The sequence below is a fragment of the Bradyrhizobium sp. NP1 genome (assembly GCF_030378205.1).
In the GTDB taxonomy this organism is placed as follows: Bacteria; Pseudomonadota; Alphaproteobacteria; order Rhizobiales; family Xanthobacteraceae; genus Bradyrhizobium.
The window spans coordinates 3,196,873-3,209,096 of the sequence record NZ_CP127385.1 but is presented as its reverse complement, the minus strand read 5'-3'; the positions used below and the strand labels follow the sequence as shown (position 1 = coordinate 3,209,096).

Here is a 12,224-nt window from a genome sequence, read left to right as displayed (position 1 = left end):
GCGCACTCAGCTGACGCTTGCGAGCGCTGCGCGGATGCGTTCTGGCCCCCATCGTTTAACCGGCGTCGGCGGCGTGCCGGGCGAGACAGCGTCCGTACCCTCGCCTTCGCGAAGGATCACTTGCTGACCCGCCGAAGTCACCGCCACCGAGCCGCGCACAACGAACACGCCGAAGCGGTCGTTGCTCGGCCCGGCGAAGAATCGCGTCCCGCGTACAGCGATCAGCGCGAAGGGGCTGCGAATCTGCACTCCCGCACGGCGCGGCGGTTGATCGAACAGCAACGGCCCGGAGCGCAGTGTCATTTCCCCGCCAGCATCGACGAGAAACCGATCGATCTTCAGCCGCGCTTGTTCGCCAAGCCTTATCCTCGTATCGCGGCCGAGCCGCATTCCCAGGCGCGACGCGACGCCGGTTATGACTTCCTCTCCGAGAAAAACTGGCGCGGCGCGATCGAGCGTGCGGCGAACCGCCTCGAGCTCGGCGAATGCCTCACCCGTGACGTCTTCGACCAAGCCGACGGACTCCGCGGCGCGCGCTGGCATGCTGGCAAATATGAACGGGAGTGCCAGCGCTCCGTGGCGGAGAAGCCAGCGTCGATTGCAGGGACGATCGCGTTTGATCTCGCCGAGGTCGGTCATCGTCGATCCCCGTCAGCTTGGTGTTCCAGGGAGCAATGCCTGTCATTGTCGCGAATGCCAGCCGAGCCTTCTGTCACCTGGGTCACAGGGACGCAATAAATGGACGCGTTAAAACCCTCCTGCGACGCCGCCACAGCGCCGTCGACAAGTACGATGAACTCCCTGCGCCGGCGTCGCAAGAAAGTAAATCGAGTTCGATCGTTATCTGCTGCGAGCCAACGAATACAAGCCCTCGTGAGCCCGAGCACGCCAAGTTGTCTTAGTGCAAGCCCAAAGCACAGGCGTTCCCGATGGAATTGCGGATATTGCTCTGACTTCTCCGTAAACTATGTTTTGAAGTCGATACTGCGCAAGATAATGCCTGGAGGAGTGCCTTCGAACTCCATAGCTAGGAATTTGAGAGCAGCACGCTCTTCAATCCGATCGCGGATTCTCATGAATTGTGCCTCGCGCTGGTTGGGTCTGGACCGCGCTACACCTTCCAGATCATCCATGGCGGAGGTCGAGATGGCGCACGGTATCTCCCTTTGGCCGTAAACCATCGAAAACAGCATGACCATCCTGTCGAACTCGTAGCCGAGAAATCGACCACGTGTGAGCGCATTGGACCTACTCCTTTCCATTACGTCCAGGTCAACCGCCCGAAGCTTGTAACCGCCCGATCGTTTACGCGACGAGCGCGTGTTGCCAGCGGTGCTTTGAACGCGGGACAAGATCCGCGGCGGTGCGTCTATGACGTGGAGCGGCCAATCTAGCTGTCGTGCAGCACTCCGCACGTGCAGCCGCTGGACGGACGCGGATCTATGGATCTCCCGACAACGCGTCAGATGACGCCAGCCATTTCTATTTACTTTTGGCGTCAGCGAAGGTCGGCTGCCATCCCGCACCCTTTTGGCTTGGTGCTGCGGCAATGACTTTGATCTTCTTCTTTTTGGGTTTCTTGGCCTCCCGATTGCTTCTTTGTTGGCCTTTGGCCATGTCGATCTCCTTAGGTTTGAGGATGACGCAAATTGAAATGCAGAATTGGCCAAATTCGTAGTCAGAAATTATCATCCGGTTCAGACAGGCGAAGCATGTCCAGATCAAATCTGGACCTGAGCCTCGTGTCAGACCTGCGTGCAGGCAGCATATGGCCGTTATGGTGCAGCCAACGGGGATGCCCCCTGGGCACACGCGGCCTTCCGCAGCTGTCAGTGAATTTCCATCTCGGGATATAGGACCAGCTCATTGTGATCCTCCGCTGCTTTCACCAAAGCGTTCCGCGCTGCAGGAGTAGGCTACGCGAGCGGCGCGAGCCTCGAACTTTAAATGCTCGCAGCGCGAGCAAAGGAACGGCGTCGGATTGCTGGCAAAATGCCTGCCACCGGCACGGTCGCCGCCGCTCCGCTAGAAGATTTCGGCATGTTCCGCTTCAAGGACAGGTGTCGAGAATGTACAATCTTTCTCGCCCGTTTGAAGGCCTCTCGTGTCCTCAATGGACCTGCGACGTCCTGAGCGTGTCATGAGCGAAAGAGTTCCATTTGAGGAACCTGGTCCGCATTGCCCGCGGGAGCGGCGTGACGGGTGGCCAGTTGGCGCAGTAGCCCGGCTTGGCGTGCGCAGGTGTACCGCCGTGTGCCGTGAAAGTTGCAAATGCGAGCAGAAGTCCTTGAGGCCATGCGTGAACACATGCTCGCGATCATCGCCGCCGGCGCTTTTGCGCGGCGCGATACAATCGGCAAGAGTGCCTTTGACGAACGTGTCATGACGGCCATGCGCAAGGTGCCGCGGCATGAGTTTGTGCCACTCGAACTTCAGCCCTACGCGTATGACAATATTCCACTTCCAATCGGCTTCGCGAAGACCGGGCCCAATGCAGCGCAAATGCATTTCTACTCGATCAGCTCGTCGGCTCGGCCGCTTAGCGCGAGCGGAACAGTGATCCCGAGTGCCTTTGCAGTCTTGAGGTTGATTATCAGCTCTACCTTGGTCGACCGTTGGACCGGCAGATCACCCGGCTTCGCTCCTTTGAGAATTTTTCCGGTGTAGATGCCGACCAGACGGTAAGTTTCCGTTTCATTGGCTCCGTAGCTAATCAGCCCGCCGGCTGCGACGAACTTGCGATACGTGAAGAGCGTGGGCATGGCGTGGCGGAGCGACAGTGCGCCAATCTGTTCCATGCGCGAATTGAAGAATAGATAGGGGCCGACAACGAGCGCGTCGGCTCGCAATGCTGCAAAGACCGTATCCAAGTCGTGATCGGTGCTCGCCTGCACAACATGGAGCTGCATTCCGAGGGCGGGAGCCGCCGCCTGCAGGTTGCCCATGAATTGCTCGGTAAGAGCCGGAGCGGAAGGACTGACAAGGACGGCGATGTTGGTTGCCGCAGGCATCAATTCGCGCAGCAACTCCAGCCGCTTTTGCCCTACCTCGACGTTCAAATTAGTCACACCCGTCAAGTTTCCGCCCGGCCGATTTAAGCTTGCTACAAGGCCGAGCGTAACCGGGTCACTCGCTGTCTCGAACACGATCGGAATTGCGGTAGTCGCCGCCTTTGCCGCCACTGACGAAGGAGTACCGCCCGCCGCAATCACGGCGACCTGACGGTGAACCAATTCAGCCGCGAGCACCGGCAGTCGATCCTCATGGTCCCCCGCCCAGCGATATTCGATAGCCACATTCTGGCCCTCGATATATCCCTCCTCTTTCAACCCCTGTGCGAACGCGCGCAGACGGGCCGCGTAGACCTGAGGCGATGTACTGCTGAGGAAGCCGATCGCCGGCATAGCGCGCTGCTGCGCGCGCGCGGCGAGTGGCCATGTCACCGCCGTGCCACCGAGAAGCGTGACGAACTCGCGTCGCTTCATGGTCGCCCCCTTAAGCAGGCGACTACACCCTACCACGTCCCTAGAATTGAACGATGTGTTTTGCATCACAGCAAAATTAGCCGCCACTTCCCCTGTGGGTCAAAATCAGACGTCGGGCCGTGCAACCGGGAAGTCCGCTTAACCCCCGGTAACAGACATCAATGGTCGCTGGATCAACGTCCGTTTCGTGCCACAACCGGACTCATGCATCTGCTCGACCGACAAGGAGAGGCCAGCATGTTTAATCGACGGCAGGAACAATCGGGCGTAGGGCGCCGTTTCGGGGTTGAAGATGACCGCGACGCGGACCACGCGGGGCGCAATTGCCTTCAGCAACTCCAGCCATTTCCCTCCCATGTTAGGTTCCTCAAGGCCGAAACCCGTTATCTTGCCGCCCGGATGAGCAAGGCCGGGCACTAAGCCTTGGCCGACCGGGTCCATGACACCGGCAAAAACAATCGGAATCGTGCGCGTCGCCTGCTGGAACGCAGTCACGACGGCCGTGGTGTTCCCGACGACGACATCCGGCGCGAGGGCGACTAGCTCGGCGGCTTGCGCCCGCATGCGCTCGGCGCTTTCTACAAAGCGATAGTCGATGCTGACATTGTGGCCATCTGTCCAACCCAGTTCTGCAAGCGCTCGCCGAAATGTCGTAGCGCGGGGCTGTGCTTCCGGATGACTCTCGGCAAGAGGAATCAACACGCCGACCCGCCGCATCCGCTCTGGCTGCTGCGCATGCGCCGAGAGAGGCAGCGCGACTGCCGCGCTGCCAAACATGACAATGATTTCTCGCCGCCGGATGTCGATGGCCATGTGACCCTCCCACGGGGGTCAGGCCCATGCAATGGAGTGGACGATATCACGCTTCAATCGAGCGGTATGCGACCACTTCACCCTTTGTATGGTCAGCCCAAGACTTACGGAAGTTCGCAAACCAGTGAATGCATTGCAGCACAAATCAGCAAATTACCGCCAATGGCTTTGGCTGGCGGACCGAAGAGATCGCCGAGAGCGTGGCCCACTACCAAATTGGGAAATGCTCGCGCTGAGCCGGGTCCACTCTTTTTCGCGCGTATTGACGGAAGCGGATTTTCATCGCTACGGGCGAGCAAACGACACTCAAAGTGAAAGGCCGCCAACCGAGGACGGCCCTTCAATCGTGTTTCGTGGGGCGTTCAGCTCTTGCCGGGGGCTCGGTAGAGGCTCACTGCCTTGGAAGCTTTCTCGGCTACCGCCTTAAATTCCGCTCCGGTGAAAGCTCTGTTAGTGCTCACGTTGGTAATCGTGCCGGCCGAGATCGCCGCCAACAAAGCGCCGAGGATGATCTCTGAATCGTTAGCCTCAGAAATAAGCAAAAAGTCGGCGTCGCCAGTGGTGAAATAAAAGCTCAACAGCTTGCCACCGGCTCCCTCGATCAGCTTGCGCACGGCCGGTTCTCGGTCCTCCGGTGCGCCAACCAAACCCTTGGCATAATCCTGAGTGAAGCATCCACGCGTAACTAACCTGACCATAAATGCCTCCTGTTTTCGACGCTGCCGTGTCGGCAACTACAAGCAAGGGTAACGGCATGGTCTGACTCTGCCAAGCCTTGAGCGTCGCTTTCAGGAAAACTGCCTGCGGCCTCGGCGTTACGCGCGTTTGGAGTCATGAGCCACAAAACTGACACTGGGCACAAATCGAATGAATTATGCCTTGGGCATGCCTAGGTGCTGGGCCAACTCTAGATTAGGACATGGAGGGTGACATACGCCCCAAGGTCGGCATCGGGCCAGGAGCGACAAAACTCGCGTTGAGCATAACGAGTCTGCTCTTACCCTGATCACCGACGTTCCAGGGGACATGGATTTCCGTTGCAATGGGCCATAACCGGAAGTCCCGCTCCGCCTCCCTGATCGAGATCGGGCTTGAGCAAGTGACATCCTTAGTCCGCGCAGACATTAACCACGGTGGAGCTTCTCTCGGCCGGCCGGGGGGCCAAGCTTAATGCGCGTTTAACGCTTTTGCACGTCTGATGGATGATCAGCGCGAACATTATCACGCCGCAAGAATTGTGGGCGGAACTCAGCCTCTTTTTGGGAGGATTACATGAGAACGCTCCTGGTCGGCGCGCTGGTTGCGAACTTGTTCGGCTGTAGCCATCAACCGCCGCCAGCGCAGACGGCCGCAGACTCCTGCGCTAGTAGAAACACATTGGCTTGTTGGATGTCTGTTCGCGTGGCGATTGAGCCGACGTCGCTCACGACCAATTCCGCGACACTAGAAAGCAAGCCGGCCATCGCGCGGAAGGCCCGAGAAACCGCCGTTTCGTTAGGAACAGCGAAACAGCGCCCGCGGGCAGATGGAAAAAGTGTCGACGGGAAGTCGCGTCATAGCTCCATCATGGCTGCGCGGTAGAGAAATAGAAGGTCTGCTTGAGGTCACGGCCGACAAAACTCAAGTGAGCATAGTTGGTCCACTTTTGGCCGAACAGGTCGCCGCTCCCGGCTCACTAAGCGCTTCGCCGTCGCTTGTCATTGGAAGCTTCGCGAAGCTTAACAGACGCTCCACAGGGCCCTCAGCCTCGCGGGCGCCGTTCGAAACGGGCCTCTCCGCCTGCCCCAGCACCGGCGTGATCTCATCGGCATAACCGATATCGAAGAGGAGACCTTCGGAAATCTCGCCCCGCCACCTTTCGCGGCGCGAGGTTCACGACAAACAGCGCCTGCCGGCCTTCAATCTCCTTTGGAGATGGCCGCTCCTTTTTCATGCCGACGAGAATGGAGCGCGCGTGGTCGCCGAAATCGACACGCAGCCGTACGAGCTTCTCCGAATGCGCCGTCCTCAACAGCGAGAATGGTCCCGACGCGGTCGTCGATCTTGTCGAGGTCAGAGGTCGAGATGAGGGGTTTGATGGGCGCCGGATTCATGTTCCACGCTTTGCTGAGGCTCGGTCGATCGCGTCGAACTCGGTCTCACTCAAGCGCCAACCGAGTGCATCGAGATTGGCCCTGGCGTGATGAGGCTTGGTCGCGCCGGGGATGGGAATCACGCGACTGTCGCGCGCCAACAGCCAGTTCAGGGCTACCTGGCTGATGCTGGCGTCATGCGCGCTGGCAATATCGGCGAGACAAGTGAGCAGCGCATTCGTGCCCATGCTGTCTGACGACTGCGCGAGGCGGCCAGACGCAAGGGGAAAATACGCAACCAGTGCCACATCGAGTTCACGGCAGGCTTCGAGCACGCCATTTGTTTCCGCTGCTCGCCGGAGCAGGCTGTAGTTGACCTGATTGGCGGCAAGCGGAACGCCTGCCCTTGCGAGGTGATCGGCGATGCGGCGCATCTGGTCCGCATTGAAATTTGCCACGCCGACCGCGCGCGCCTTGCCGGACTTCACCGCTTCGACGAGGCCTTCGGCAAACACTCCCACGTCGATCAAGGGCAGCGGATAATGGACATAGTAGAGATCAATTGTCTTGAGGCCCAGGCGCGCGAGCGAACCGTCAAGCGCGCTCATCAGGCGGCGCGGAGAGGTTCGGCCCGGAAAGGGAAGGAATTTCGATGCTATCACCGCGCGGATGGGACCGGCGCGCAAGCAGTCACCCACGACGCGCTCCGAGAAATAGATCTCAGCCGTGTCAATCATGCACGGGCCGGCATCATGAATGGTCCTGTACGTTTCCAACACGGCCCCACGATCGGCACGCCGCCACTTGTTCGCGCCGATGCCCAAGGGCAGCACATGGATGCCGGTTCGACCCAAGGGACGCGTATCTTGGCGCGTATCATGATCTGCGGGCATCGCTGGACCTCTCACAAGGCGACAGCGCCGTTGGCTGGTTGGTGTGACGACGCGGGCGCTTCAAGGTTACGCCATAGCGACTACGGCCGCATCATCTTCTGCAGCTACGTCCGTATCAGCACGACGCCAAGCATCATGAAAGTTGCGCAGGCAAGCCGGATCAGGCTCGCGGGGTGAACGGGAATGCCGAGCAGACCGAGGCGGGTCAGATGAGGCAGAATTGATGTCCGCTTGTCCCCCAATAGCGGGGCAAAAGTGGACATGCCCGTTGGTCCGCTTCGGGTCCATGACAGACATGCTCAATTATTCGATCACCTCGTCGGCGGTCGCAAGCAGCGAGGACGGCACCTCCAGGCCGAACGTCTTGGCGGTCCTCAAATTGATCGCCAGCTCGAACTTGGTCGGCAATTGAACGGGCAGTTCAGCGGGTTTCTCGCCTTTGAGAATGCGGTCCGCATAGATCGCTGCCTGTCTGAACAACTCGATCAGATCAACTCCGTAGGACATCAGGCCGCCATCGGCAACGGCCGCGCGCAATGCGTAGATCGCCGGCAATCGGTAACGTGCGGCGAGTTCAATGAATAGTTTGCGGCGAGAGTTGGTGATCGGATCAGACGGCACGATCACACCATACCCCGGCTCTTGTCCCCACTGCGTCATCGCTGTTTCGATGTCGGCTGTTTCGCGCGCCGATGCCGACACGACGTCGACGGAAAAGCCGGGGGCGGCTGCCTCAAGCAAGGCAAGGACGCGCTTGTGCGTTCCATTGTCTGGATTCATCAAAATGGCAATGTGGGCGACCTGCGGCGCGATCTGCTTGAGCATCCCAAGCAATTTTGCGCCGAGGCTCGGCTCCATCACCGCAAAGCCCGTCACATTGCCGCCGGGATGAGCGAGACTTTGCACTAGGCCGTCACCCACTGGATCGCCGCTGCCGATAAATATGATCGGTACTGCTTTGGTGGACTGGTGCGCTGTCAGCGCGGCTGAATCGCCGTTCGCCAGAAGTACATCAGGTGTCTGACGCAGCGCTCGGTCGGTGGCTGACCGCACCCAATCGGCGTCGCCAGCACCCCATTGAAAATTGACCTGAAGATTTCGCCCGATTGTCCAGCCGACCTTCTCAAGCTGACGCTGGAATGCCGTGGCGCGGAGCTGTCCCTGCGGATCGTTCTCAGGGTATAGCATGACCACGCCGATCCGACGCATCTGCAGGGGCTGCTGGGCCCAAGCCATACGGGAATAACCTGCAGCAGCGCCTGCAACCATAAGGATTACTTCGCGCCGCCTCATGATCACTCGGGGCTCCGATAAGTATCACTAGTTCTCGGGGCTGCTCTCGACGGCCAACACCCAACACTAGCACATATTCCAATGGTGGTTCGCCGAAGGATTGCCTGTAGGCCAAGTCTGCACTGGGTCAATCGCTACCGAATTGGGCCTTTTGGGCCATGTCCGGTTTACCCCATGTAGCGACCGGATAGCAGACATCCCGGGTCGGCAGCTTCGTGCCAACAACGGGCTGATGCAAACAGCGTCGTCATCCGATTTTCCATATAAGTTATTACGTCTTCGCTCGTGCGCGGCGATGCTCGATCCGCTGTTATCGGCGTCCTATGTAATGTTGGAAATCAAGCCGACCCTCCGACCATGCTGCGAACTCGCCAGCTAGACACAGCTCGGAACTAGGACATCTTAATGCGCAAAACGCCGCCCGGCGGAATATGATCACAGGGCGGCGCTGGTATTTCCGTGGCCGGGCCCTCAAATCCCCAGCAGGCTAAGTCTGTCTCTAGTCTATGAAGTTTCAATTACCATTGGGGGAAAAGTCCTGCCCTCAGGCCTTCTCTAGGGGCGCGCCCGACTTGAGCTGCAATGCCCGATCGCGCCACCACTATCGCTTATTAGATTATTACCCTGAGAGCCTCGTTCTACAGGACGCACAGCCCTCAACACGGTACGCTTCGCCGAAATGAGCCTGAAAGGGGAGAGTGACATGTCAAACCCAAAAATGACAATGGAAGTGCCCCCACAAGTGCGCGACTTCGCAGTAAAGAGCGTCGACCAAGCTGAAAGAGCAATTTCGTCATTTATGGAATCGGCAAGCAAATCCGTCGCTATGGTCTCGAGTCCGATGAATGACGCAGCACAACAGGCACTTGCAATCACCGAGAAGAACCTGAAGGCAGCTTTTGAACATGTGCGTAAATTAATGAATACCAAGGACATAAACGAAGTGATGCAACTGCAAACCGAATTTCTGCGAAATCAGTTTGGTATAACACCAGAACAATCCAAGCAGATGAGCGGTGGAATTCCTCCTCACGGGGAGATGTTGCGAAAGAAGAGCCTGACTACTTGATTTAACAACTCACGCCGCCGCGTTTACGGCGACGGTCATCGAGGCCATCGCTCTCGCCTAATGTCTGCTGGGGTCCTTGCCTCGCGCCTTCGGCATTATCGTCATCTTTGCGCGGAGCGAATTCAATTTCGTCGGCAGCCCTCTGTACGGCGGTTACCCTCAAAAACGCCATACCGTCTCGCAGCCAGAGGAGCTTGAGCGCTTGAGGCGGACCGTCCGCGCTAAACGCGCGAGAGCCGCCGGGATGTCCCCAGCGGCTCGCGCGTTGCGTAGCGATGTGGTGCGACGCGCAGCGTCGCGTGGTGCAACGTTGCGATGCGCCAAGGCGCGCCGCGTTGCCTACCGTGATGTCGATAAGTCCTACGCGTCTCATCGACTAAGCTAACATGGCTGGCCGCGAGGCGACTTCAAGACAGTGCTGCTGTCGTAGTCGCCATCTCTTTCGATCGCGCCGAAAAAGCCGCGACGGCTGGAACGGGATCTAACAAAAGCTGTAACGGTCGGTTTTGGCGCTGACGACTGCGACGCTTGCGCATGGCGCCGTTGAGCCATCGTACCTGTCGAAAGCGTGATACGCTTAGCGGAAAGCGGCGAGAGACCTAGATGTCAGAAGACGCCCTTATCGTCATAACAAGCGCCATCAAAACCGCTTTCATTGATCATCCCAGTTCGGGGCACGGCACGACGTGGGACCAAGTTACGAAAAGTGACGAAGAAAGTATTCATCTCGCCAAGGCTGTGCTGGTTGCTCTTCGCAAAGCCGGATATTCCGTTACCAAGGTCGAGGACCAGAATGCCCCGAAGCCCTGAAGGCGATAAGCTCCTGCCGACGTGATTGGGGATGCCATTTGCCAGTGCCGCGTCTGCTTGCTCGTGCGTTTAATGTGGCCGGTAAAGCAACCCTAGCGGCGACCATCGACGCATCCCGCGTCTGCTGTTGCACGGTAAGCAGGACGGTCCCACCGCACTTCCGAGAAGTGCCCCATAACAAGACCTTCGCACAATGCTCCTGCGGTGCAGCAATATGAGTGCCTTCGGAGAGATACCTTTCAGTTGCCGTGAGCTGGTTGTAGCATCCACTCTAAAAGAGCCGTTGAGAGTAGGTTCGCACAGGGCAAGGAAACAACCAACCAGGGGGCAATTCAATGGCTATGGCAGTTACCCATGCGACGTTGTCCGCATCTGATCATAGTGCGCAGTTGCGCAAGGCGGTCATCGCTTCAACCATCGGCACCGCAATCGAGTGGTACGACTTTTTCCTTTATGGCACTGCTGCCGGGCTTATTTTTGGTAAGCTCTATTTTCCGAACGAAGATGCGTTAACGGCGACGCTCGCGGCCTTTGGCACCTATTTCATCGGCTTCGTCGGGCGCCCGATCGGTGCCGCAATATTTGGTCACTACGGTGATCGCATCGGCCGCAAAGCGACACTCATCGCCACGCTTCTGTGTATGGGTATCGCGACCTTCCTCATCGCATTCGTGCCTACCTACGCATCAATCGGCATTTGGGGCGCCGTCATCCTTACGGTGCTGCGGATGCTTCAGGGTATCGGCGTTGGTGGCGAGTGGGGCGGATCGGTGCTGCTGGCGATGGAATGGTCGCGCACCCACGGTCAACGCGGTTTGGTGGCATCCTGGCCACAATTCGGCGTGCCGTGCGGCCTTTTTCTGGCAAACCTTGCAATCCTCGCATTCAGCCAATTGTCAGGTGACCAGTTCAACACCTGGGGCTGGCGAATTCCTTTCGCGCTCTCCATCGTTCTCGTCGGTGTCGGACTATGGATTCGCCTTGGCATCCTTGAGACGCCAGTGTTCCAGCAGCTCCTGGATAACAGGAAGATCGAGAAGGCCCCCATCATCGAGGTCTTCAAGAAGCATCCGAAGGAGATAATCCTGTCGGCATTGCTGCGGATGTCCGAGCAAGCGCCGTTCTACATCTTCACCGCATTCATCTTCGCTTACGCCGTCGGCACCTTGCACATGTCGCGCGATCTGATCCTGAGCGCAGTGCTGGTTGCATCTTGCGTCTCGTTCGTCACCATCCCGCTGTCAGGCCACATCTCCGACCTCATCGGACGCAGGAAGATGTATCTGATCGGCGCGGCGGCAGTGGGCCTGTTCGGCTTCCTGTATTTCGGAATGGTGGACACCGCAATTCCCTCTGCAGTGTTCATCGCAATCGTGCTGTCGCTCATCCCGCACGACATGCAATATGGGCCGCAGGCAGCTCTAATCGCAGAGGCCTTTACGCCACGGTTGCGCTACAGCGGTGCTTCACTAGGCTATCAACTTGCATCGGTGATTGCCGGCGGTCCGGCGCCCCTCATCGCCACAGCCCTATTCGCCGCCTATCACTCCGGCTACGCGATTTCCATCTACATCGCCGCTTGCGCGGTAGTAAGCCTTGTGGCGGCGTCGTTCATGCCTGACTACACTGGCCAGGACATTTCGAGGGAGTATGACGACTGACGCAAAGGTGCAACGCCGATTGTTGAAAAGGGCCTGGGGCTCCTCCAGGCCCTCTTTATTTTTGTCGGGCACGTCCGAGAGGGGCATGAACGGAAGAGGCATTCAGCGCGGGCCATGTCCGCTCCTAC

At 58.6% G+C, this 12,224-nt stretch carries 13 protein-coding genes and 1 pseudogene; 4 read left to right on the top strand and 10 right to left on the bottom strand.

Annotated elements, in window-relative coordinates:
* Positions 1 to 6: 6 nt before the first annotated feature.
* The 3 genes from QOU61_RS15125 to QOU61_RS15115 form a co-directional block, all read right to left on the bottom strand.
* Complete coding sequence (locus QOU61_RS15125; protein ID WP_289659686.1) at positions 7 to 639, bottom strand: FecR family protein; 633 nt, start codon at positions 637 to 639, stop codon at positions 7 to 9.
* Positions 640 to 965: 326 nt separating this feature from the next.
* Positions 966 to 1,199 carry a DUF1488 family protein gene (locus tag QOU61_RS15120; RefSeq protein WP_289659684.1) on the bottom strand — a complete coding sequence of 78 codons (234 nt, stop codon included), beginning with the start codon at positions 1,197 to 1,199 and terminating at the stop codon, positions 966 to 968.
* Between the two features lie 283 nt (positions 1,200 to 1,482).
* Positions 1,483 to 1,617, bottom strand: a complete 135-nt coding sequence (locus QOU61_RS15115; protein ID WP_289659682.1) for a hypothetical protein — start codon at positions 1,615 to 1,617, stop codon at positions 1,483 to 1,485.
* A gap of 654 nt (positions 1,618 to 2,271) precedes the next feature.
* On the opposite strand from QOU61_RS15115, the pseudogene QOU61_RS37205 reads away from it, so the two are divergent.
* Positions 2,272 to 2,433, top strand: a pseudogene (locus tag QOU61_RS37205) (protein-L-isoaspartate(D-aspartate) O-methyltransferase); the annotation flags it as partial.
* Positions 2,434 to 2,510: 77 nt separating this feature from the next.
* Here the strand turns inward: QOU61_RS37205 and QOU61_RS15110 are convergent.
* The 7 genes from QOU61_RS15110 to QOU61_RS15085 form a co-directional block, all read right to left on the bottom strand.
* Positions 2,511 to 3,485, bottom strand: coding sequence for an ABC transporter substrate-binding protein (locus QOU61_RS15110; protein ID WP_289659681.1), 975 nt, complete (start codon positions 3,483 to 3,485; stop codon positions 2,511 to 2,513).
* A gap of 138 nt (positions 3,486 to 3,623) precedes the next feature.
* Positions 3,624 to 4,298, bottom strand: a complete 675-nt coding sequence (locus QOU61_RS15105; protein WP_289659679.1) for an ABC transporter substrate-binding protein — start codon at positions 4,296 to 4,298, stop codon at positions 3,624 to 3,626.
* 362 nt (positions 4,299 to 4,660) lie between these two features.
* Positions 4,661 to 4,996 carry a GYD domain-containing protein gene (locus tag QOU61_RS15100; protein ID WP_289659677.1) on the bottom strand — a complete coding sequence of 112 codons (336 nt, stop codon included), beginning with the start codon at positions 4,994 to 4,996 and terminating at the stop codon, positions 4,661 to 4,663.
* 1,103 nt (positions 4,997 to 6,099) lie between these two features.
* On the bottom strand, positions 6,100 to 6,309 hold the full coding sequence (locus QOU61_RS37200) for a hypothetical protein (protein ID WP_354142527.1): 210 nt from the start codon (positions 6,307 to 6,309) through the stop codon (positions 6,100 to 6,102).
* Between the two features lie 78 nt (positions 6,310 to 6,387).
* On the bottom strand, positions 6,388 to 7,224 hold the full coding sequence (locus QOU61_RS15095) for an aldo/keto reductase (RefSeq protein ID WP_289659675.1): 837 nt from the start codon (positions 7,222 to 7,224) through the stop codon (positions 6,388 to 6,390).
* A 143-nt stretch (positions 7,225 to 7,367) separates the two neighbouring features.
* Positions 7,368 to 7,526, bottom strand: a complete 159-nt coding sequence (locus QOU61_RS15090) for a hypothetical protein (protein WP_289659673.1) — start codon at positions 7,524 to 7,526, stop codon at positions 7,368 to 7,370.
* A 40-nt stretch (positions 7,527 to 7,566) separates the two neighbouring features.
* A complete protein-coding gene (locus QOU61_RS15085; RefSeq protein ID WP_289661529.1) occupies positions 7,567 to 8,556 on the bottom strand; it encodes an ABC transporter substrate-binding protein in 990 nt (329 codons plus the stop codon).
* Between the two features lie 703 nt (positions 8,557 to 9,259).
* On the opposite strand from QOU61_RS15085, the gene QOU61_RS15080 reads away from it, so the two are divergent.
* From QOU61_RS15080 to QOU61_RS15070, 3 genes are all read left to right on the top strand, one after another.
* On the top strand, positions 9,260 to 9,625 hold the full coding sequence (locus QOU61_RS15080; RefSeq protein WP_289659671.1) for a phasin family protein: 366 nt from the start codon (positions 9,260 to 9,262) through the stop codon (positions 9,623 to 9,625).
* Positions 9,626 to 10,228: 603 nt separating this feature from the next.
* Entirely contained in the window at positions 10,229 to 10,435 is a 207-nt protein-coding gene (locus QOU61_RS15075; RefSeq protein WP_289659669.1) for a hypothetical protein, read from the top strand.
* A gap of 335 nt (positions 10,436 to 10,770) precedes the next feature.
* Complete coding sequence (locus tag QOU61_RS15070) at positions 10,771 to 12,096, top strand: MFS transporter (protein WP_289659667.1); 1,326 nt, start codon at positions 10,771 to 10,773, stop codon at positions 12,094 to 12,096.
* Positions 12,097 to 12,224: the final 128 nt, after the last annotated feature.